Annotated in this window: 20 protein-coding genes; 12 read left to right on the top strand and 8 right to left on the bottom strand. The window is 58.0% G+C overall.

The window, feature by feature from the left end; translation table 11 throughout:
* Positions 1–63: 63 nt before the first annotated feature.
* The 3 genes from ACYZT8_RS27445 (at position 64) to ACYZT8_RS27435 (ending at position 1,600) form a co-directional block, all read left to right on the top strand.
* Entirely contained in the window at positions 64–249 is a 186-nt protein-coding gene (locus tag ACYZT8_RS27445) for a Com family DNA-binding transcriptional regulator (RefSeq protein WP_461977362.1), read from the top strand.
* A 9-nt stretch (positions 250–258) separates the two neighbouring features.
* Positions 259–1,086: a lipid II-degrading bacteriocin gene (locus ACYZT8_RS27440; protein ID WP_461977360.1), complete on the top strand. Its 828-nt coding sequence runs from the start codon at positions 259–261 to the stop codon at positions 1,084–1,086.
* Between the two features lie 109 nt (positions 1,087–1,195).
* Positions 1,196–1,600, top strand: a complete 405-nt coding sequence (locus tag ACYZT8_RS27435; protein WP_461977358.1) for a hypothetical protein — start codon at positions 1,196–1,198, stop codon at positions 1,598–1,600.
* 746 nt (positions 1,601–2,346) lie between these two features.
* On the opposite strand, the gene gbcA is transcribed toward ACYZT8_RS27435, so the two are convergent.
* Positions 2,347–3,642: a glycine-betaine demethylase subunit GbcA gene (gene gbcA / locus ACYZT8_RS27430; RefSeq protein ID WP_461977356.1), complete on the bottom strand. Its 1,296-nt coding sequence runs from the start codon at positions 3,640–3,642 to the stop codon at positions 2,347–2,349.
* Positions 3,643–3,926: 284 nt separating this feature from the next.
* On the opposite strand from gbcA, the gene gbcB reads away from it, so the two are divergent.
* A complete protein-coding gene (gene gbcB / locus ACYZT8_RS27425) occupies positions 3,927–5,027 on the top strand; it encodes a glycine-betaine demethylase subunit GbcB (RefSeq protein WP_461977354.1) in 1,101 nt (366 codons plus the stop codon).
* A gap of 127 nt (positions 5,028–5,154) precedes the next feature.
* Here the strand turns inward: gbcB and ACYZT8_RS27420 are convergent, their stop codons facing one another.
* The 3 genes from ACYZT8_RS27420 to ACYZT8_RS27410 form a co-directional block, all read right to left on the bottom strand.
* A complete protein-coding gene (locus tag ACYZT8_RS27420; protein ID WP_461977352.1) occupies positions 5,155–5,979 on the bottom strand; it encodes an SDR family oxidoreductase in 825 nt (274 codons plus the stop codon).
* Between the two features lie 229 nt (positions 5,980–6,208).
* Positions 6,209–6,742 carry an REP-associated tyrosine transposase gene (locus ACYZT8_RS27415; protein ID WP_461977350.1) on the bottom strand — a complete coding sequence of 178 codons (534 nt, stop codon included), beginning with the start codon at positions 6,740–6,742 and terminating at the stop codon, positions 6,209–6,211.
* A gap of 250 nt (positions 6,743–6,992) precedes the next feature.
* On the bottom strand, positions 6,993–8,033 hold the full coding sequence (locus tag ACYZT8_RS27410) for a threonine aldolase family protein (RefSeq protein WP_461977348.1): 1,041 nt from the start codon (positions 8,031–8,033) through the stop codon (positions 6,993–6,995).
* Between the two features lie 133 nt (positions 8,034–8,166).
* Between ACYZT8_RS27410 and ACYZT8_RS27405 the strand changes: the two genes are divergently transcribed.
* The 8 genes from ACYZT8_RS27405 to fdhA all read left to right on the top strand — a co-directional run bounded on the left by ACYZT8_RS27405 (position 8,167) and on the right by fdhA (position 18,214).
* Entirely contained in the window at positions 8,167–8,883 is a 717-nt protein-coding gene (locus tag ACYZT8_RS27405) for a TraX family protein (protein WP_461977346.1), read from the top strand.
* A 283-nt stretch (positions 8,884–9,166) separates the two neighbouring features.
* Positions 9,167–10,420, top strand: a complete 1,254-nt coding sequence (gene glyA / locus ACYZT8_RS27400) for a serine hydroxymethyltransferase (RefSeq protein ID WP_017341183.1) — start codon at positions 9,167–9,169, stop codon at positions 10,418–10,420.
* Between the two features lie 23 nt (positions 10,421–10,443).
* Positions 10,444–11,694, top strand: a complete 1,251-nt coding sequence (locus tag ACYZT8_RS27395) for a sarcosine oxidase subunit beta (RefSeq protein ID WP_007947735.1) — start codon at positions 10,444–10,446, stop codon at positions 11,692–11,694.
* A gap of 14 nt (positions 11,695–11,708) precedes the next feature.
* Positions 11,709–12,038 carry a sarcosine oxidase subunit delta gene (locus ACYZT8_RS27390; protein WP_131060659.1) on the top strand — a complete coding sequence of 110 codons (330 nt, stop codon included), beginning with the start codon at positions 11,709–11,711 and terminating at the stop codon, positions 12,036–12,038.
* Entirely contained in the window at positions 12,035–15,052 is a 3,018-nt protein-coding gene (locus ACYZT8_RS27385) for a sarcosine oxidase subunit alpha (RefSeq protein WP_461977344.1), read from the top strand. The genes ACYZT8_RS27390 and ACYZT8_RS27385 overlap by 4 nt, the downstream gene beginning before the upstream one ends.
* Positions 15,053–15,185: 133 nt before the next feature.
* Positions 15,186–15,818: a sarcosine oxidase subunit gamma gene (locus ACYZT8_RS27380; protein ID WP_461977342.1), complete on the top strand. Its 633-nt coding sequence runs from the start codon at positions 15,186–15,188 to the stop codon at positions 15,816–15,818.
* Positions 15,819–15,950: 132 nt separating this feature from the next.
* On the top strand, positions 15,951–16,808 hold the full coding sequence (purU, locus tag ACYZT8_RS27375; RefSeq protein WP_461977340.1) for a formyltetrahydrofolate deformylase: 858 nt from the start codon (positions 15,951–15,953) through the stop codon (positions 16,806–16,808).
* A gap of 206 nt (positions 16,809–17,014) precedes the next feature.
* Positions 17,015–18,214, top strand: coding sequence for a formaldehyde dehydrogenase, glutathione-independent (fdhA, locus tag ACYZT8_RS27370; protein ID WP_007947729.1), 1,200 nt, complete (start codon positions 17,015–17,017; stop codon positions 18,212–18,214).
* Between the two features lie 58 nt (positions 18,215–18,272).
* On the opposite strand, the gene ACYZT8_RS27365 is transcribed toward fdhA, so the two are convergent.
* The 4 genes from ACYZT8_RS27365 to ACYZT8_RS27350 all read right to left on the bottom strand — a co-directional run bounded on the left by ACYZT8_RS27365 (position 18,273) and on the right by ACYZT8_RS27350 (position 20,750).
* Positions 18,273–18,581, bottom strand: coding sequence for a hypothetical protein (locus ACYZT8_RS27365; RefSeq protein WP_461977338.1), 309 nt, complete (start codon positions 18,579–18,581; stop codon positions 18,273–18,275).
* A gap of 313 nt (positions 18,582–18,894) precedes the next feature.
* Positions 18,895–19,278: a hypothetical protein gene (locus ACYZT8_RS27360; RefSeq protein ID WP_461977336.1), complete on the bottom strand. Its 384-nt coding sequence runs from the start codon at positions 19,276–19,278 to the stop codon at positions 18,895–18,897.
* Positions 19,279–19,443: 165 nt separating this feature from the next.
* Positions 19,444–20,118, bottom strand: coding sequence for an anti-sigma factor (locus tag ACYZT8_RS27355; RefSeq protein ID WP_461977334.1), 675 nt, complete (start codon positions 20,116–20,118; stop codon positions 19,444–19,446).
* Positions 20,115–20,750: a sigma-70 family RNA polymerase sigma factor gene (locus ACYZT8_RS27350; protein ID WP_461977332.1), complete on the bottom strand. Its 636-nt coding sequence runs from the start codon at positions 20,748–20,750 to the stop codon at positions 20,115–20,117. The genes ACYZT8_RS27355 and ACYZT8_RS27350 overlap by 4 nt, the downstream gene beginning before the upstream one ends.
* Between the last annotated feature and the right edge of the window lies 1 nt (position 20,751).

The raw sequence follows: 20,751 nt of genomic DNA, 5'->3' as shown, positions 1-20,751 counted from the left end.
TAAAGTGTGCTGAATAAGTTGTTCGAAGATTCGTGTGTATACAGAAACCATAAGGCTTTGCCGATGTTGAAGGAATGCAGATGTGGTAATTGCAAACGACTTCTTGTAAAAATCGGGGAGTTTACCGAGCTCCAGATAAAGTGTTCTCGATGTGGCACATTGAATCATGTGAAGGCCCAGAGTCTCGAGCGATCGCCTACGAGCGAAATACATACAGCATCTGCTGTGAAAGATCATCAAACTTCGTAGGAGTTATATATGAATGGAATCGTACTCCCACCTCTTGATATTACTGCAACCGCGCCTGGTTACACTCCGCCAGCAGCTGGCGGCGCATGGCCCGCTCCTAACCCCGCATTGATTTTTGTTGCTCAGCAACAAGAGCGGAACCAATTTTACAGTCAAGGTTTGTGGCGAGAGATGATCATAAAGATCACTAATGAGCAACAGGCTTCTATTAGAAATGGAGTTGCTGTCAGTCTTGTCGCTTCCGTTGTGCGAGACATGCAGGCTATTCCCTTTGCGGATAACTACATTTGTTTGAACCCTAATATGTCGCCAGCACAAGCTTTGCATTATACCTCGCGTTACTTCAAGGCGGGTTCTGTACCTGAGTCCACTGGCTTATCGGGTGGCGTTATAACTCCAATTGCTGCCTTGGGGCATTTTCTTTATGGCAACGGGGCATCTGCTGAGGCCAACATCAATAGCCTAGGGCTAAATCTGTCTAGAACACCAATCCCGATGCTGGAGGCTGCATTTGCTGCGGCACCCATAGGGAGAACTGTAATTACCTTGGATAAGGTGCCTTACAATACGTCTTCGGATTCATGGATGACTGCATCCTGGCTAGGAAATATTACTTTAAAAATAGAAGGGACAATGATCAAACAAGAAAACGGAAGGATGAACTTTAATGGGGGTGCAAGAGCATATAATGACATCTACGATGCGAATCCAAGCACTTTTAGGAGTGCGGTGGGTGAAAATGCGACTAGCGTGCTTTCTGCTGTCGAGAAATATTTGAATGCTACCCCGTATGAGATTTCCCTTAAAGGAACAAATTTGATATTCATTGAGCGTTAGTCATTAATGAAGGCGTTCGCAGAATAGCTAATCGTTTAGTATTATGAATCTGTATTGGTCGTGCATACCCTGGCGACCAGTTAAATTTTCTTTGGAAGAGGTACTGTTCATGCACCAATATCGACAATTATTAATTGCGATTTTATTATTCATTGGTGCTTGGTTCTGCTTGTTGTCGGCAGGGGTTGACTCTCCAGAAAACGTGGATGACCTTTCTGACACGAGAGGTTTGCCCGCAATAATAATTTACACGGTGGCTCTTCAAGTCATAGGCCTGTTAGCTATCATATTTACAGGGCTGGGAATGCTTGTCGCGCCGAAGATAAAGCCGAAATCGTTTGGTATAGGGCTTTCTGTTTTTTTTATCTCGAACCTCCTCCTTTTGCTTGCCTCGTTAATGGGTATTTTTGTAATTGGCTCGTATGCTCTCGGAACGTTTTCTGGAATCGCGGGCATAAGCCTTTATTTTGGTGTAATTGGGTTGGTCGTAATCGCTGCCCCAAAACGAACGTAGGCCGTCCTTGACGAGAGTGTCTAGCGGTGACCGATTGCAGAAAAGCACATCGGCCACTTAATCTGATCGGGTTACCCACAATCCCTGTTAGCGCTTCTGTGGATAACATGTTCACCCATCGCTACACCCCATACAAATCAAGCCCTGCAACCCTTCGTACAAAAAACAACCAGGCTAACTCACGGTTTTTTCAAGCTTTTTCCAGAGGATAACTTTGCGCGCGTACCAATACTTGCCCCCAATCTCTGTTAGCGCATCTGTGGATAATATGTTCGCTGTCCTCTACAGGCCTTATAAAATGGGCTTATCAGGTGCGTGATCAAAAAACGATCAAATCACCGGTTTACCGCGATAAATCACTCTAAAACCCTGATGTATCGCGGTTTCCGAGGGTTTTCCACAGATCTGCAATAGTTGCCCCCAAAGTCTGTTGGCGCTTCTGTGGATAAGGTGTTCGCCATCCGCTACAAGCCACGTATTACGTGCCTTACAGGTCTTCGATCAAAAAACGATCAATCGCTGTTGAAAACCCTGCTTCTGGATAAGTCACGAATTTTATTCACTTTTCGAGACGAAAGTTTTCAGTAAAAGCAGAGTTGTCCCCATTAGCTGTGGGTGGAGGTGTGGATAACTTGTTCGCGAATCTCTACAGCCCCTAGCCAGCGGCAGCTCTAAAGCGATTGATCGAAATTTGAACAATAAAAAACCGCGAAACATGTTCGCGGTTTTTTGTCTCGGCGGATCGGTCAGCCCTGAACCGGCACGCCTTTGAGGTAAGGCGCAGGTTCTGCCCCAAGGTTGTTCAGCAGACGCTCGCTGTACCAGTCCACAAAGTTCACCACCCCAAACTCATAGGTCTTGGAGTAAGGCCCTGGCTGATACGCCGTGGAGTTGATCCCGCGCTGGTTCTCTTCCGCCAGGCGACGGTCCTGATCGTTGGTCGCATCCCAGACCTGACGCATACGGTCCACGTCGTAGTCCACGCCTTCAACCGCGTCCTTGTGGACGATCCACTTGGTGGTGACCATGGTTTCCTGGGCGCTGATCGGCCACACCGTGAAGACGATGATGTGGTCGCCCATGCAGTGGTTCCACGAGTGCGGCAGGTGCAGGATGCGCATCGAGCCCAGGTCCGGGTTCTTGATGCGACCCATGAGTTTGGCGCAGCCCTGTTTGCCATCGAGGGTCATCGACACGGTGCCCTTGAGCAGCGGCATGCGCACGATGCGGTTACGCAGGCCGAAGCTGGCGTGGGCGTAAGGAATCTTCTCGGCTTCCCAGGAAGCGGCGGAGGCGGCGACGTGATCCTTGAAGGCCTGGTCGGCACGCGGGTCGGTGACGTCGTCCCATTCCAGCAGGGTTTTCAACAATTCCGGGTGCGACGCGTTGCAGTGGTAGCACTCGCGGTTGTTTTCCAGCACCAGTTTCCAGTTGGCCTTTTCCATCAAGGTGGTGGTAATCGCCACCTTGGTGTTCTCCATGTCGTACGGTTCCATGTAATGGTTCAGCGTCGACAGGAAGTCATCAATGGCCGGCGGGTTCTCCGACAGGCTGATGAAGATGTAGCCGCCGGCAGTTTTCACGTTCACCGGTTTGAGGCCGTACTCCTTCATGTCGAAGTCGGCGCCCATTTCGGTGCCGGCGAACAGCAGGCGACCGTCCAGCTCGTAGGTCCACTGGTGGTAGTGGCAGACCAGTTTGGCGACCTTGCCTTTTTCACTGGTGCACAGCCGTGAACCGCGGTGACGGCAGACGTTGTGGAAAGCATGAATTACGCCTTCGGCGCCACGAATCACGATGATCGGGTTCTTGCCGACTTGCAGGGTCAGGTAGTTGCCCTTGGTCGGTATTTCGCAAGCCATGCCGGCGATCAACCACTCTTTCTGGAAGATCTCCTGCATGTCGATATCAAACAGCCGCTCGTCAGAGTAAAACGGCTGCGGCAGCGAGAAAGTACGCTCGCGTTCTTGCAGCATCTGCGCGGTGGCCTTGCGTGCGGGTTCCAGCGGATCGCCCAGGCTGATTTTTGCGGTGACGTCCATCGATTTGATCCTCAAGGCCATTCTGTGTGGCCGGCGAAAAGTGGCTAATCAGGTTTGCTACGCAAGGTGTAAAGAATCTGTCGTTGTGTGGAGCGAGTGTGGGGCCGGCGCTTGCCAGAACCTTATCCATGGGCGACATGGCCCAATCTGTTCCCGACGCGCAACCCCCGGTAGTTGGGGGCTGGTCGCGATAAGTATGTGAATGTCGCAGATAGGTAAATGGGTGGCTCGCGCTATACGCAGAATCGCCAACATAAGGCCGACCATCGGCGGTGGAGAACAGCATGTCCAACAGCTTCCTGAATCCGGTAACCACCCAGACCTGGGCCAACGGTCGACACATCGTCCGTTGCGTCAAAGTCATCCAGGAAACCTGGGATGTGCGCACCTTCTGCTTTATGGCCGACCAGCCGATCCTGTTCTTCTTTAAACCTGGGCAGTTCGTCACCCTGGAGCTGGAAATCGAAGGCGTGCCGATCATGCGCTCCTACACCATTTCCAGCTCGCCGTCGGTGCCGTACAGCTTTTCGGTCACGATCAAACGTGTGCCGGGCGGCAAGGTCTCGAACTGGCTGCACGACACCCTGCATGAAGGTCAGGAACTGGCGGTACACGGGCCGGTCGGGCTGTTCAACGCCATGGACTTCACTGCGCCGAAGGTTTTGTACCTCAGCGGTGGCGTCGGCATTACGCCGGTCATGTCCATGGCGCGCTGGTTCTACGACACCAACGGCAACGTCGACATGGTGTTTATCCACAGCGCCCGCTCGCCCAAAGACATCATTTACCACCGCGAGCTGGAGCACATGGCGTCGCGGATCGAAAACTTCAGCCTGCACCTGATCTGCGAAAAGCATGGCCTGGGCGAGCCGTGGGCCGGTTATCGTGGTTACCTGAATCACAAGATGCTCGAACTGATGACGCCGGACTTCATGGAGCGCGAAGTGTTCTGCTGCGGCCCGACGCCGTATATGAACGCGGTCAAGCGCATGCTCGAAGCGGTCGGCTTCGACATGTCGCGTTATCACGAGGAATCGTTCGGTGCCACGCCGCCGGAAGCCCGTGCGGATGCGGTGGAGCAGGCCGAAATTGCAGCCGACGCGCCGGAAGTCGATCTGGCGGATCTGCATCAAGTCGAATTTATCTCATCCGGCAAGAGCATTCGCGTGGCCCCGGGTGAAACCGTGCATGCGGCGGCGGCCAAGCTCGGCTTGCTGATTCCGAAGGCCTGCGGGATGGGCATCTGCGGCACGTGCAAGGTGTTGAAGCTGGGAGGCGAGGTCGAGATGGACCACAACGGCGGGATTACCGAGGAAGACGAAGCTGAGGGCTACATCCTGTCGTGCTGCAGCGTGCCGAAGGGTGATGTTCGCATCGAGTTTTAATGGTCGCACAATGACCCTGTAGCAGCTGTCGAGTGAAACGAGGCTGCGTTCTTTTGACTTCAAGTTTCAAGGTCAAAAGATCGCAGCCTCGTTTCACTCGACAGCGGCTACAAAGGTTGTGGATATCTCAATCGATAAACAGATCCGGCATCAGCTTGTCGCTGCTGCCGGGCTCGAAGCGGTAATGATCAAACTCGGTCACGCCGTGCTCCCGCAGAATTTCCTCATCAATCAGCAACCGCCCGGTAATGCTGCGACCGCTGCTGTCCAGAATGACGTGTGCAGCATCGGCCATGATCGCGGGCGTACGCGCATGCTTGAAGGACTCCCGTGACCCCAGCTGAAACTCGATGGCAGCGGTAGCAATCATCGTCTGCGGCCACAGGGAGTTGACGCTGATGCCGTAACTGGCAAATTCTTCGCTCATGCCCACCGTCAGCATGCTCATGCCGTATTTGGTCACGGTGTAGGGGCTGTACTGGGCGAACCATTTGCTCGCCAGATTCAGCGGCGGCGACAGGTTGAGAATATGGCCGTTGCTCTTCTTCAGGTAAGGCAGCGCCGCCTGGCTGCACAGCAACACGGCGCGGGTGTTGATCTGGTGCATCAGGTCGAAGCGTTTGAGCTCGATGTGTTGCACCCCGGTCAACTTGATCGCCCCGGCATTGTTGATCAGCGCATCAATACCGCCGAAATGTTCGTTGGCCTGGGCCAGCGCTTCACGCACCGCGACCTCATCGCGTACATCCACCTGCAACGCCAGGGCCTTGCCTCCCGCGGCTTCAACTTCCTGTGCCACGCTGAAAATCGTCCCCGGCAATTTTGGATGGGGCTCGGCGCTTTTGGCGGCTATCACAATATTGGCCCCGTCCCGCGCAGCCCGCAGCGCGATCTCGCGACCAATCCCGCGGCTGGCGCCGGTGATGAACAGGGTTTTGCCATGTAATGACATGCGTACGCTCCTGATTATTGTTATCTGAGCGGATAGAAGCGGCTCGCCAATCAATGTAGACCAACTTGTCACCAGTGATCGTTCCCACGCTCCGTGTGGGAATGCAGCCCGTGACGCTCTGCGTCACAACGGTGTCAGGCATTGCATCGGCGGTGAGGCAGGAACGCGGAGCGTCCCGAGAGGCATTCCCACGCGGAGCGTGGGAACGATCAGTTGGGGGGCTTGCACCTCAATACCAGCGCTGAATTTCAATCAGTCCTTCCATACCCGCGTAATTTCGGGCGCTTGAATACCTCCAGTGCTCCGGAGAATCCACATACCCACGTTTCACCGGGTTGTAATGAATGTAATCCAGCTTCTGGCGCATCACTGTTTCGCTGTAAACCATTTCCGCATGCGAACCTTCCTGCCATAGCTGGTACACCCGGTCTTGTTTGTGCGCACGTTTGCTGAAACGCAGGCGCTGCAACGCGCGTTCAGCTCCCTTGCTTTGAAGGTCGTCGATGATTTGTCGTGCGGTGAAGGATTTGAATTGGCTGAGGCATTTGCTCAGGTCTGGTGCTTGCGCGACAAAGTGCAGATGGTTTTCCAGCACTACATAGCCATATAGCTGTAACGCCTGATGGGTTTGTTGATAACGCCAGCAATTGAGCAAGTGATCGACGATGTAGGGGCGGATGAACAGTGGAAGCCATTCCATGATCGTGCAGGTCAGGAAGTGCGGTTTGTCGGGGTCAGTGATGGTGTAGCGGCTTCGGCCCATGGATGCATTCCTTTGCAGGGGAATGACTAGGGTGAGCGGGGTAATGTGTTGGTGCTAGCGGAAAGCGCTGAGGAGTCAGTGGGAAATTACGACGCGCCACTTATGATCGTTCCCACGCTCCGCGTGGGAATGCAGCCCGTGACGCTCCGCGTCACAACGGTGCTCGGCATTACATCAGCGGTGAGGCAGGAACGCGGAGCGTCCCGAGAGGCATTCCCACGCGGAGCGTGGGAACGATCATGTCGGGGGATTAGTGGGACATCACTTCGCGGATATCCCGAGCCAGTTCCCGCACGCGTTCTTCTTCGGTGTCCCACGAGCACATGAAGCGTGCGCCGCCGTTGCCGATGAAGGTGTAGAAGCGCCAGCCCTTGGCAGTCAGTGCTGCGATGGCCGGTTCCGAGAGTTGCAGGAATACGCCGTTGGCTTGCACCGGGAACATCAGTTCCACGCCCTTGATGTCGCTGACCAGTTCAGCCAGCAGCTGCGCGCAGTGGTTGGCGTGGCGGGCGTATTTGAGCCAGGCGTCGTTTTCCAGGATCCCGACCCAGGGGGCTGAGAGGAAGCGCATCTTGGACGCAAGCTGCCCGGCCTGTTTGCAGCGGTAATCGAAGTCTTCAGCCAGTTTATGGTTGAAGAACAGAATCGCCTCACCCACCGCCATGCCGTTTTTCGTGCCGCCGAAGCACAGTACGTCGACGCCGGCCTTCCAGGTCAGGTCGGCCGGGGAGCAGCCGAGGAATGCGCAGGCGTTGGAGAAGCGTGCGCCGTCCATGTGCAGGTTCAGGCCCAGCTCTTTGCAGGTGGCGCTGATGGCGCGGATTTCTTCCGGGGTGTAGACGCTGCCGACTTCGGTGGCCTGGGTCAGGGTCACGACGCGGGGTTTCGGGTAGTGGATGTCCTGGCGCTTGAGGGCGACTTCGCGGATCGATTCCGGGGTCAGCTTGCCGTTTTCGGTACGGGCAATCAGCAGCTTGGAACCGTTGGAGAAGAATTCCGGCGCGCCGCACTCATCGGTTTCGACGTGGGCGGTTTCCGAGCAGATCACGCTGTGGTAACTCTGGCACAGCGACGACAGGGCCAGTGAGTTGGCCGCGGTGCCGTTGAAGGCGAAGAACACTTCGCAGTCGGTTTCGAACAGTTTGCGGAAATCATCGGACGCGCGCGCGGTCCATTCATCGTCGCCGTAAGCGCGTTGGTGGCCGTGGTTGGCCTGTTCCATGGCAGCCCAGGCTTCAGGGCAGATACCGGAATAGTTGTCGCTGGCGAATTGTTGGCTCTTATCGGTCATGGCCCTGCTTTCCGTGGTCGAGACTCCTATGGTGAAGAGCCTCGTGGTCAATGATGGTGCGCACTTTACCGAAGATCATCCGGTGAGCACACGCGATGTGTCTGACAGAAAAATACAAAGACGACGGGCAATTATGCACATGACGCAAAGGGATGGGGCACTGGATCTGCTCAAGTGGCTGGCGCTGTTGAGCATGGTGCTCGATCACCTGCGATATATCGGTTATTCCGTCGATCTGCTGTATGTGCCGGGACGGTTGGCATTCCCGTGGTTCTGCCTGGCGATGGCGGCCAATCTGTCGCGGAGTCGTGCAGTGACGACCGACGGCCAGTGGCGTTATCTGGGTTGGTTGCTGTTGTTCAGCGCCATCAGTGAAATTCCGTATCGGATGTACATTCCAGACCCCGACACCTTGAACGTGATGCCCACGTTGGCCCTGGGTTTGTTGGTGGCGCGTGGCTGGCAGGACAAGACGCTGCAATCGCGTCTGCTCGCAGTCGGATCCCTGACGCTGGCGGCGCTGTTTCCGGAGTGGCTGATGTTTGGTTTCTTCGGCGTCCTGTTGCCGCTGGCAATGCTGGTGGTGATCAGGCGGCCCTGGTATTTCAGCTTGTTGCCGGGGCTGGTGTGCCTGGCGGCGAATCAGTGGGAAGTGCTGTTTTACTCCGCCCGGTTGGGTAACAGTGCGGCCGTCCTTGGCATTGCCACTTGTCTGATTGCGCCATTGCTGGGGCTGGTCTTGTTGCGACATGCCCGACATCTGAAGCCACCTCCGATGCGGCGTTGGGCGTACGCCCTTTATCCACTGCATTTCCTGCTGCTATTACTCGTCCGCCAGATCACCACCTGACCCCTGTGGGAGCTGGCTTGCCAGCGATAGCGGTGGGCCAGCCACCATCAATGCTGTATGTGACGCCGTCATCGCTGGCAAGCCAGCTCCCACAGGGTTTCTCGCTGATTTGAGAACGGGGCTTGGCCTGTCATTTCCCTCCATGTCGTAAACGCACCTTTGCGTGGCGTCCGTAGGCATTTGGCCTGTCTGCGCCGGTCATACCATCGCATCAAAGGGCACTGCCGAAACACCGGTGCCTTACCGAGACGAATGGCGCATAGATGCCGCTGGGAGAGACGCGATGTTCAGCAAGCAAGACCAGATCCAGGGTTACGACGATGCACTGCTGGCGGCGATGAATGCCGAGGAGCAACGCCAGGAAGATCACATCGAGCTGATCGCGTCCGAGAACTACACCAGCAAACGCGTCATGGAAGCGCAAGGCAGTGGCCTGACCAACAAATACGCCGAAGGTTATCCGGGCAAGCGCTACTACGGTGGCTGCGAGCACGTCGACAAGGTTGAAGCCCTGGCCATCGAACGCGCCAAGCAATTGTTCGGCGCCGATTACGCCAACGTGCAGCCGCACTCCGGTTCCTCGGCCAACAGCGCCGTTTACCTGGCCCTCCTGCAAGCCGGCGACACCATTCTCGGCATGAGCCTGGCCCACGGTGGTCACCTGACCCACGGCGCCAAAGTGTCGTCCTCGGGCAAGCTGTACAACGCCGTGCAGTACGGCATCGACACCAAAACCGGGCTGATCGACTACGACGAAGTCGAGCGCCTGGCCGTCGAGTGCAAGCCGAAGATGATCGTTGCCGGTTTCTCGGCCTACTCCAAGACCCTCGACTTCCCACGCTTCCGTCAGATCGCCGATAAGGTCGGTGCGCTGCTGTTCGTCGACATGGCTCACGTTGCAGGTCTGGTTGCTGCCGGCCTGTACCCGAACCCGCTGCCGTACGCCGACGTGGTCACCACCACCACCCACAAGACCCTGCGCGGTCCGCGTGGCGGCCTGATCCTGTGCAAGGCCAACGAAGAAATCGAGAAGAAGCTCAACGCGGCAGTCTTCCCGGGTGCCCAGGGCGGTCCGCTGATGCACGTGATTGCCGGTAAAGCGGTGTGCTTCAAGGAAGCGCTGGAGCCTGGTTTCAAGGCCTACCAGCAACAAGTGATCGACAACGCCCAGGCCATGGCCGGCGTATTTATCAAACGCGGCTACGATGTAGTGTCCGGCGGCACCGATAACCACCTGTTCCTGGTCAGCCTGATCCGTCAGGGCCTCACCGGCAAAGAGGCGGATGCAGCACTCGGTCGCGCCCACATCACCGTGAACAAGAACGCTGTCCCGAACGATCCACAGTCGCCGTTCGTGACCTCCGGCCTGCGCATCGGCACCCCGGCGGTGACCACTCGCGGCTTTAAGGTTACCCAGTGCGTCACGCTTGCCGGCTGGATCTGCGACATCCTCGACAACCTCGGCGACGCCGACGTAGAGGCCAATGTTGCGCAGCAAGTTTCGGCCCTGTGCGCGGACTTCCCGGTTTATCGCTGAGCGCGGTTTTGGAGTAAATGACTATGCAACGGTACTCGGGCTTCGGCCTCTTCAAACACTCCCTCAGCCATCACGAAAACTGGCAGAAAATGTGGCGCACGCCGACCCCTAAAAAGGTCTATGACGTGGTCATCGTCGGCGGTGGCGGGCATGGTCTGGCGACCGCCTACTACCTGGCCAAAGAGCACGGCATCACCAACGTGGCCGTGGTCGAGAAAGGCTGGCTGGGCGGCGGTAACACCGCGCGCAACACCACCATCGTTCGCTCCAACTACCTGTGGGACGAGTCGGCGCACCTGTACGAACACGCGATGAAATTGTGGGAAGGCCTGTCCCAGGACCTGAACTACAACGTGATGTTCTCCCAGCGCGGCGTTTACAACCTGTGCCACACCCTGCAGGACATTCGTGATTCCGAGCGTCGGGTCAGCGCTAACCGCCTCAACGGCGTGGACGGTGAACTGCTCGATGCCAAGCAAGTGGCCGACGAGATCCCGTACCTCGACTGCTCGAAAAACACCCGCTACCCGGTGATGGGCGCAACCGTCCAGCGTCGCGGCGGCGTCGCCCGTCACGATGCCGTGGCGTGGGGCTTTGCCCGTGCTGCCGACGCACTGGGCGTGGACCTGATTCAGCAGACCGAAGTGATCGGCTTCCGCAAGGAAAACGGCGTGTGCATCGGCGTTGAAACCAACAAAGGCTTCATCGGCGCCAAGCGCGTTGGTGTGGTGACCGCCGGTAACTCCGGGCACATGGCCAAACTGGCCGGTTTCCGTCTGCCGATCGAATCCCACCCGTTGCAAGCGCTGGTGTCGGAGCCGATCAAGCCGATTATCGACAGCGTGATCATGTCCAACGCCGTACACGGTTACATCAGCCAGTCCGACAAGGGCGACCTGGTGATCGGCGCCGGTATCGACGGCTACAACGGCTACGGCCAGCGTGGTTCGTACCCGGTGATCGAGCACACCATCCAGGCCATCGTCGAGATGTTCCCGGTGTTGTCCCGCGTACGCATGAACCGTCAGTGGGGCGGCATCGTCGACACCACCCCGGATGCTTGCCCGATCATCTCGAAAACCCCGGTACCGAACATGTTCTTCAACTGCGGTTGGGGCACCGGTGGCTTCAAGGCAACACCTGGCTCGGGCAACGTATTTGCCGCGAGCCTGGCCAAGGGCGAAATGCACCCATTGGCCGCACCTTTCTCCATCGACCGTTTCCACAACGGTGCGTTGATCGATGAACACGGCGCTGCTGCGGTTGCCCACTAACAGGAGAAATCCCCATGTTGCATATCTTCTGTCCTCACTGCGGCGAACTGCGCTCCGAAGAGGAATTCCACGCATCCGGCCAGGCGCACATCCCGCGTCCACTGGATCCGACGACCTGCACCGACGAGGAGTGGGGCGACTACATGTTCTTCCGCGATAACCCTCGCGGTCTGCACCACGAGCTGTGGGATCACGTCGCCGGTTGCCGTCAGTACTTCAACGCCACCCGCGACACCGTGACCTACGAGATTCTCGAGACCTACAAGATCGGCGCCAAGCCGCAGTTCACCGACAAGACCGATAGCCCGAAAGCGGCCACGACGGCTCTGGGAGAGAAGGTATGAGCCAGATCAATCGCCTGTCCAACGGCGGACGGATCGACCGCAACAAAGTGCTGAGCTTCACTTTCAACGGCCAGGTCTACAAAGGCTTTGAAGGTGATTCGCTGGCCGCTGCCTTGCTGGCCAACGGTGTCGACATCATCGGTCGCAGCTTCAAGTATTCCCGTCCGCGCGGCATCTTTGCTGCGGGCGCCGAAGAGCCGAACGCCGTGTTGCAGATTGGCGCCACCGAAGCCACGCAGATCCCGAACGTCCGCGCCACCCAACAAGCGCTGTATCAAGGTTTGGTCGCCACCAGCACCAACGGCTGGCCGAACGTAAACAACGACATGATGGGGATTCTCGGCAAGGTCGGCGGCAAGCTGATGCCACCGGGCTTCTACTACAAAACCTTCATGTACCCGCAATCGTTCTGGATGACTTACGAGAAGTACATTCGTAAGGCCGCCGGTCTTGGCCGCTCGCCGACCGAGAACGATCCGGACACCTACGACTACATGAACCAGCACTGCGACGTGCTGATCGTCGGCGGTGGCCCCGCAGGCCTCGCCGCCGCATTGGCAGCAGCTCGCAGCGGTGCTCGCGTCATCCTCGCCGATGAGCAGGAAGAGTTCGGCGGCAGCCTGCTCGACTCCCGCGAAAGCCTCGACGGCAAGCCAGCGGCCGAGTGGGTCGCCAGCGTCATCGCCGAACTGAAAGACACCCCGGACGTGCTGCTGTTGCCGCGCGCCACGGTCAACGGCTACCACGACCATAACTTCCTGACCATTCACGAGCGCCTCACCGATCACCTCGGCGACCGCGCACCGATTGGCCAGGTGCGTCAGCGCATCCACCGGGTTCGCGCCAAACGTGTGGTGCTGGCGACCGGCGCTCACGAGCGTCCACTGGTTTACGGCAACAACGACGTGCCGGGCAACATGCTCGCCGGCGCAGTGTCGACTTACGTTCGTCGCTACGGCGTGGCACCGGGCAAAAAACTGGTGCTGTCGACCAACAACGATCACGCCTATCGCGTTGCTCTGGATTGGCTCGACGCCAGCCTGCAAGTCGTGGCCATCGCCGATGCGCGCAGCAATCCGCGCGGTGCGCTGGTTGAAGAAGCACGCGCCAAAGGCATTCGTATCCTGACTGGCAGCGCCGTGATTGAGGCCCGTGGCAGCAAGCACGTGACCGCCGCTCGCGTCGCCGCGATTGATGTCAAAGCCCACGCCGTGACCAGTCCTGGTGAGTGGCTTGAATGCGACCTGGTCGCCAGTTCCGGCGGTTACAGTCCGGTGGTTCACTTGGCTTCGCACTTGGGTGGCAAGCCGATCTGGCGTGAAGACATCCTCGGTTTCGTACCGGGCGAAGCACCGCAGAAACGCGTGTGCGTCGGTGGCATCAACGGCGTCTATGGCCTCGGCGATTCGTTGGCCGATGGTTTTGAGGGCGGCGCTCGCGCAGCCAGCGAAGCCGGTTTCAGTGTGGTCGAAGGCACGTTGCCGAAAGCCCTGAGCCGTCTCGAAGAGCCGACTCTGGCACTGTTTCAGGTGCCACACGAAAAGAACACCGCACGTGCGCCGAAGCAATTCGTCGACCTGCAAAACGACGTCACCGCGGCCGCCATCGAACTGGCGACCCGCGAAGGCTTCGAGTCGGTCGAGCACGTCAAACGCTACACCGCATTGGGCTTCGGTACTGATCAGGGCAAGCTCGGCAACGTCAACGGTCTGGCCATCGCCGCCCGTTCGCTGAACGTGACCATCCCGCAGATGGGCACCACCATGTTCCGTCCGAACTACACGCCGGTTACTTTCGGCGCCGTGGCCGGCCGTCACTGTGGGCATATCTTCGAACCTGTGCGTCACACCGCGCTGCATCACTGGCACGTGAAGAACGGCGCCGAGTTTGAAGACGTCGGTCAGTGGAAACGCCCTTGGTACTTCCCGAAAAACGGTGAAGACATTCACACCGCCGTCAAACGCGAATGCAAAGCCGTGCGCGACAGTGTCGGCCTGCTGGACGCCTCGACGCTCGGCAAGATCGACATTCAAGGCCCGGATGCGCGCGAGTTCCTCAACCGCATCTACACCAACGCCTGGACCAAGCTCGATGTGGGCAAGGCCCGTTATGGCCTGATGTGCAAAGAAGACGGTATGGTCTTCGACGACGGCGTAACCGCCTGTCTCGCCGACAACCACTTCGTCATGACCACCACCACCGGCGGCGCGGCACGTGTGCTGCAATGGCTGGAAATCTACTCCCAGACCGAATGGCCAGAGCTGAAGGTGTACTTCACTTCCGTGACGGATCACTGGGCAACCATGACCCTGTCCGGGCCGAACAGCCGCAAGCTGCTCAGCGAAGTCACCGACATCGATCTGAGCAACGAAGCTTTCCCGTTCATGACCTGGAAAGAAGGCCTGGTCGGCGGAGTGCCGGCGCGGGTATTCCGGATTTCGTTTACCGGTGAGCTGTCGTACGAAGTCAACGTGCAAGCCGACTACGCCATGGGCGTGCTCGAGAAAATCGTCGAGGCCGGCAAGCAGTACAACCTGACGCCGTATGGCACTGAAACCATGCACATTCTGCGGGCCGAGAAGGGCTTCATCATCGTCGGTCAGGACACCGACGGCTCGATGACCCCGGACGACCTGAACATGGGCTGGTGTGTCGGTCGCACCAAACCGTTCTCGTGGATCGGCCAGCGTGGCATGAACCGTGAAGACTGCGTGCGTGACCAGCGCAAACAGCTGGTGGGCCTGAAGCCGATCGATCCGACCAAATGGCTGCCGGAAGGTGCGCAACTGGTGTTCAACACCAAGCAGACGATCCCGATGACCATGGTCGGTCACGTCACCTCCAGCTACCTGCACAACTCCCTCGGCTATTCGTTTGCCATGGGCGTGGTGAAGGGCGGTTTGAAGCGCATCGGTGAGCGAGTGTTCGCACCGCTGGCGGATGGCAGCGTGATCGAGGCGGAAATCGTTTCTTCGGTGTTCTTCGATCCGAAGGGTGATCGCCAGAATATCTGACACTGATCGTTCCCACGCTCCGCGTGGGAATGCATCCCGGGACGCTCCGCGTCCCAAGAGCGGACGCAGAGCGTCCATGGCGGCATTCCCACGCAGAGCGTGGGAACGATCAAGAATTCAGGAAAGGTGCTTTATGACCACAGCCAATGTTTACCAACAACGCCCAACCACTGGGGCCAAGGCCGAGTCGTCGCTGCATCACGCCGACCTCGCCAGCCTGGTGGGCAAGGGCCGCAAAAGCGCCGGCGTGACCGTGCGTGAGAAAAAACTCCTCGGCCATCTGACCATTCGTGGTGATGGCCATGATGCTGCGTTTGCTGCCGGCGTGCACAAAGCCCTCGGTATCGAATTGCCGGGCGCGCTGACCGTCGTCGTCAAAGGCGAAACCAGCCTGCAATGGATGGGGCCGGATGAATGGTTGCTGATTGTGCCGACCGGCGAAGAATTCGCCGCCGAGCAAAAGTTGCGTGAAGCGCTGGGCGATCTGCACATCGCGATCACCAACGTCAGCGGCGGACAGCAGCTCCTCGAACTGAGCGGCCCGAACGTGCGCCAGGTGCTGATGAAGTCCACCAGCTACGACGTGCACCCCAACAGCTTCCCGGTGGGCAAGGCTGTGGGCACCGTCTTCGCCAAGTCGCAACTGGTGATCCGCCATACCGCAGAGGACACCTGGGAACTGTTGATCCGTCGCAGCTTCTCGGATTACTGGTGGTTGTGGTTGCAGGATGCTGCTGCCGAATACGGCCTGAGTGTTCAGGCCTGACACGGATGATCGTTCCCACGCTCTGCGTGGGAATGCATCCCGGGACGCTCTGCGTCCCAAGAGCGGACGCAGAGCGTCCATGGCGGCATTCCCACGCAGAGCGTGGGAACGATCAACAGGAGTCACCGCACTATGAGCCGCGCCCCAGACACATGGATTCTGACCGCCGACTGCCCAAGCGTCCTCGGCACCGTGGACGCGGTGACCCGCTTTCTGTTCGAGCAGGGCTGCTACGTCACCGAGCACCATTCCTTCGATGATCGGCTCTCGGGCCGTTTCTTCATTCGCGTGGAATTCCGCCAGCCCGACGGCTTTGACGAACAAGCCTTCCGCGCGGGCCTCGAAGAACGTGGTCAGGCCTTCGGCATGATCTTCGAACTGACCCCGCCGCACCATCGGCCAAAAGTGGTGATCATGGTCTCCAAGGCCGATCACTGCCTCAACGATTTGCTCTACCGCCAGCGCATCGGCCAGTTGTCGATGGACGTCGCCGCCGTGGTCTCCAACCACCCGGACCTCAAACCGTTGGCCGACTGGCACCAGATTCCGTATCACCACTTCCCGCTGGACCCGAACGACAAGCCGTCGCAGGAGCGCCAGGTGTTGCAGGTGATCGAAGAGTCCGGCGCCGAGCTAGTGATTCTTGCCCGTTACATGCAAGTCCTGTCGCCGGAGCTGTGCCGCAAACTCGACGGCAAGGCGATCAACATCCATCACTCCCTGCTGCCGGGTTTCAAAGGCGCCAAGCCTTATCACCAGGCCTACAACAAGGGCGTGAAACTGGTCGGCGCCACGGCGCACTACATCAACAACGACCTGGATGAAGGCCCGATCATCGCCCAAGGCGTAGAGGTGGTGGATCACAGTCATTACCCGGAAGATTTGATCGCCAAGGGGCGGGATATCGAGGGGTTGACGTTGGCCAGAGCGGTTGGTTATCACATTGAGCGACGGGTGTTTTTGAACGCCAATCGTACCGTCGTTCTTTAGATCGCCTTCGCGGGCAAGCCCGCTCCCACAGGGTTCTTTGTCGTTTACAGACCTTGTGTTCACCCAAATCACTGTGGGAGCGGGCTTGCCCGCGATGAGGCCCTGACAGACAACACAAAGACACACAGGCAATACCCAGAGCAATCAACGCGCCGCCGCTCCATGGCGACGCGACCGCTACATAAAAACAACAGCGAGGTGAAAGCATGTCTGGCAATCGTGGTGTGGTGTATCTCGGCAATGGCAAAGTCGAAATACAGAAAATCGACTATCCGAAAATGCAGGACCCGCGCGGCAGGAAGATTAACCATGCTGTCATCCTGCGCGTGGTTTCCACCAACATCTGTGGTTCGGACCAGCACATGGTGCGCGGTCGTACCACCGCTCAGACCGGTCTGGTGCTGGGCCACGAAATCACCGGTGAAGTGATCGAGAAGGGCAGCGACGTCGAGAACCTGCAAATCGGCGACCTGGTTTCCGTACCGTTCAACGTGGCTTGCGGGCGCTGCCGTTCCTGCAAAGAGATGCACACCGGCGTTTGCCTGAGCGTTAACCCGGCGCGTCCGGGCGGTGCCTACGGGTATGTCGACATGGGCGACTGGACCGGCGGCCAGGCCGAATACGCGATGGTGCCGTACGCCGACTTCAACCTGCTGAAACTGCCTGATCGCGATCGCGCGATGGAAAAAATCCGCGACCTGACCTGCCTCTCCGACATCCTGCCAACCGGCTACCACGGCGCAGTGACGGCCGGCGTTGGCCCAGGCAGCACCGTGTACATTGCAGGTGCCGGGCCGGTCGGCCTGGCCGCTGCCGCTTCCGCTCGCCTGTTGGGCGCTGCGGTGGTGATCATCGGCGACGTCAACACCGTCCGCCTGGCACACGCCAAGGCCCAGGGTTTCGAAATCGCCGACCTGTCCCTGGACACCCCGCTGCATGAACAAATCGCTGCACTGCTGGGCGAGCCAGAAGTGGATTGCGCCGTCGACGCCGTAGGCTTCGAAGCGCGCGGCCACGGCCATGACGGCGTGAAACACGAGGCTCCGGCCACCGTGCTCAACTCGTTGATGGGCGTGGTCCGTGTGGCCGGTAAAATCGGTATCCCGGGCCTGTACGTGACCGAAGATCCAGGTGCAGTCGACGCCGCGGCAAAAATGGGCAGCCTGAGCATCCGCTTCGGTCTGGGCTGGGCCAAATCCCACAGCTTCCACACCGGCCAGACGCCAGTGATGAAGTACAACCGCCAGCTGATGCAGGCGATCATGTGGGATCGCATTCACATCGCCGACATTGTTGGCGTGGAAGTCATCAGCCTTGATGATGCGCCACGTGGGTATGGCGAGTTCGATGCGGGCGTGCCGAAGAAGTTTGTGATTGATCCGCATAAGTTGTTTAGTGCGGCGTAAGTTGCACCCATAAAAAAGAGCAACCCGTCGGGTTGCTCTTTTTTTTAAATCAAACTGACTACTTGAATGCGCACTTAGCGGCGTCACCGTCGGTGACTGCACAATCATCGCCTTTCCAATTGCTTCCAGTGCCTTGAACCGGAGTGCCGGCCCTGAAGCCGGTTGAGGCTCCAAGATCGTCTTTACCTTCATATCGGCAAATGACAACGGAATTGGGACTGCTTTTGTCTTTTATGCGTGCAGAGGTGAATGTCAGATCTTCGGCATTTTGAGAATGGGTTACCGAGAGAGTCGGACAAGTCGCGGCAAAGGTGGTACTCGCCATAGCCAGGTAAACCAGGGCGCCGGCGGCAATTTTCAGCTTCATCGTTTGTACTCCATTACTTGATTTGAATTCAGATGTTCCTTTCTCTTGCTTCCGTATCCAACTGACATAAATGACAGTTTTTTAGCTCGGTTAGAAATAATGCGCTGCTGGCTCAGATGAAAGTGCGCTAAAGAGAGACGCATTGTGCAAGGACACAGGTCTCCTACTGACTGAGCATGCAGACCTATACCCGGTCAAACCGGCAGTTTGGCCGCACCTGTCTTTGAAATACAAAACGCCCGATGTGATGCATCGGGCGTTGGGGTGAAACAGGTGTAAACCTATTTCAGGAATCGACACTGTCCGGTGACGCCTATTTGCTTAGAGAGAATGAGCAGTCATTGATGGATTTCGAACAGCGATTCGATTCGTCCCAGGCAGTCGATGTCGCTTTCCAATTGACCACTTTGTCCAGAACCAAAGCCAGGTCTTGATAACGGCAACTCAACTGACTGACTTTTACTGGCCCGTTTTCGGTTTCGTCTTCGGTGATATACGCCGCGTCTTCAAAAACCAAAGTCTTAACGTCGACGGGTTGTCCCGGATCTTCGCCTTCCCAGATGCGGCCAGACTTATCCTTGGCAGCAAAACCTTTATCTGTCTGATAAATGTTGCCAGCATCAGGACAGGAGTCCGCATAGGCGTGGCCTGCCAAAGCCATAACCGCGAAAACACAGGCGATTGTCTTAATCAACATTGTGCGTATTCCTTTACATTTTTCGGCTCTCCATAGTCGCGCTGGTGTTTCACGTTGGCTACTGTCAGATCTGACAGGTGTAACGAGAAAATGATTTTTTGGGCTGGAATTGTTGGTGAGTCTGAGAGCCACCCCTGGCTGTAGGGAGAAGCCAGGGTGGGTGGTTTACAGAGCCGCCAACGCCCCTTGATACAACACCGGCCCCGTCGGTTGCCCGGTCGGTGAACCGCCCTTCGGTTCAAGACTCACCGCCAACGCAATCGATTTGCCAATCAGCCCCTTCTGCGCATCGCTCAGTTCTACGCGACCCTTGCCGCCCGCCGGGATCACCCCAAGAGAAATCGGCTTGCCGTCCGCCGGGATTGCCCACAACTCCAGACTGCGACCCGGATCAAGCGCTGCCAGCGTCAGCGGTTCGACTTTCAGATAATCCTCATGCGCTTCGACCTTCAGTGCAGGCTGCGCGTCGGCGCTCAGCAATGTGGCGCTGTAACGCGCATTGTCGCGGTTGTAGAGCACGCCCAGCGTCACTGCGATCACCAGCGAACATACCGCCGCCGTCACTCGCAGCCAATTCCAGAACGGACGTTTCTCTGGCACATGCAGTACTTGCGGCTCAATCCGCGCCGTAATGGCCTGCCAGACGCGATCCGGTACCGGTTGTTCGGGCAATGCATCGGTCAACGTGGCCAGGCTTTCCTGCCACTGCGCCAGTTCTGCGCGAAGGGCCGCATCCTCCAGCAGCAACTGTTCGAAACGTCGGCGAGCGGCCGAAGGCATCAAGCCAATGGCGTAGTCGGCAGCGAGGGCGCGGCGCAGGGTCGGGGTTTGATAGTTCATGACTCAAGGCACCTGCGCAGGCGCTCCATACCGCGGCGGATCCAGGATTTCACCGAGCCCAGGGGCGCGGCCAGATATTCGGCCAGTTCAGAGCACGACAACCCCTGAAAGTACGCCACGGTGATGGATTGGCGCTGCATGCCTTCGAGGCTTTCCAGGCAGCGGTTCAAGGCGCTGGCCTCGCGGGCGCTGCTCAATTGTTCATGGGCCGATGGGCTTTCATCCACCAGCGCCTGTTCTTCGAGTTCGCTCAACGATCGGTCGCGATGTTTTCGCAACTGGTCGATGGCTTGATGGCGGGTGATGTTGATCATCCAGGTTAACGGTGCCGACAGGTGCGGTTCGTAGCGCGAGGCGTTGTTCCAAATGCGTACGAAGCTTTCCTGCAGGACTTCTTCCGCCAGGTCGGGGCGCTTCATGAAACGCAGTGCTACGCCATGCAGCCGTGGACCGACGCTGCGGTAAAGCGTCTCGAAAGCGCGGCGGTCGCCCAGAGAACACTGGGCCAGAAGCTGCCTGAGCTGATCGGCGTCGGCGATGGGAATAACGGTTCTCCAGACAGTCGACGTGGACTGCGCATGGTGCCGGTTGCAGGCAGAGGTTAGTTCACGGCGCGCTGTTGTTCCATTCACG

The organism is Pseudomonas sp. LB3P93, assembly GCF_054898025.1.
Note: the sequence above shows the minus strand (reverse complement) of the source record. Positions and strands in the feature narration are given on the sequence as shown.

Bases quoted from the DNA above. Each gene is read 5' to 3' on its own strand.
- fdhA (WP_007947729.1), top strand. From the start codon at position 17,015: ATGTCTGGCAATCGTGGTGTGGTGTATCTCGGCAATGGCAAAGTCGAA.
- ACYZT8_RS27390 (WP_131060659.1), top strand. From the start codon at position 11,709: ATGTTGCATATCTTCTGTCCTCACTGCGGCGAACTGCGCTCCGAAGAG.
- ACYZT8_RS27410 (WP_461977348.1), bottom strand. From the start codon at position 8,033: ATGACCGATAAGAGCCAACAATTCGCCAGCGACAACTATTCCGGTATC.
- gbcB (WP_461977354.1), top strand. From the start codon at position 3,927: ATGTCCAACAGCTTCCTGAATCCGGTAACCACCCAGACCTGGGCCAAC.
- ACYZT8_RS27415 (WP_461977350.1), bottom strand. From the start codon at position 6,742: ATGGGCCGAAGCCGCTACACCATCACTGACCCCGACAAACCGCACTTC.
- ACYZT8_RS27380 (WP_461977342.1), top strand. From the start codon at position 15,186: ATGACCACAGCCAATGTTTACCAACAACGCCCAACCACTGGGGCCAAG.
- ACYZT8_RS27365 (WP_461977338.1), bottom strand. From the start codon at position 18,581: ATGAAGCTGAAAATTGCCGCCGGCGCCCTGGTTTACCTGGCTATGGCG.
- ACYZT8_RS27440 (WP_461977360.1), top strand. From the start codon at position 259: ATGAATGGAATCGTACTCCCACCTCTTGATATTACTGCAACCGCGCCT.
- ACYZT8_RS27395 (WP_007947735.1), top strand. From the start codon at position 10,444: ATGCAACGGTACTCGGGCTTCGGCCTCTTCAAACACTCCCTCAGCCAT.
- glyA (WP_017341183.1), top strand. From the start codon at position 9,167: ATGTTCAGCAAGCAAGACCAGATCCAGGGTTACGACGATGCACTGCTG.
- ACYZT8_RS27360 (WP_461977336.1), bottom strand. From the start codon at position 19,278: ATGTTGATTAAGACAATCGCCTGTGTTTTCGCGGTTATGGCTTTGGCA.
- purU (WP_461977340.1), top strand. From the start codon at position 15,951: ATGAGCCGCGCCCCAGACACATGGATTCTGACCGCCGACTGCCCAAGC.
- ACYZT8_RS27405 (WP_461977346.1), top strand. From the start codon at position 8,167: ATGCACATGACGCAAAGGGATGGGGCACTGGATCTGCTCAAGTGGCTG.
- ACYZT8_RS27420 (WP_461977352.1), bottom strand. From the start codon at position 5,979: ATGTCATTACATGGCAAAACCCTGTTCATCACCGGCGCCAGCCGCGGG.
- gbcA (WP_461977356.1), bottom strand. From the start codon at position 3,642: ATGGACGTCACCGCAAAAATCAGCCTGGGCGATCCGCTGGAACCCGCA.
- ACYZT8_RS27435 (WP_461977358.1), top strand. From the start codon at position 1,196: ATGCACCAATATCGACAATTATTAATTGCGATTTTATTATTCATTGGT.
- ACYZT8_RS27385 (WP_461977344.1), top strand. From the start codon at position 12,035: ATGAGCCAGATCAATCGCCTGTCCAACGGCGGACGGATCGACCGCAAC.
- ACYZT8_RS27445 (WP_461977362.1), top strand. From the start codon at position 64: ATGTTGAAGGAATGCAGATGTGGTAATTGCAAACGACTTCTTGTAAAA.
- ACYZT8_RS27355 (WP_461977334.1), bottom strand. From the start codon at position 20,118: ATGAACTATCAAACCCCGACCCTGCGCCGCGCCCTCGCTGCCGACTAC.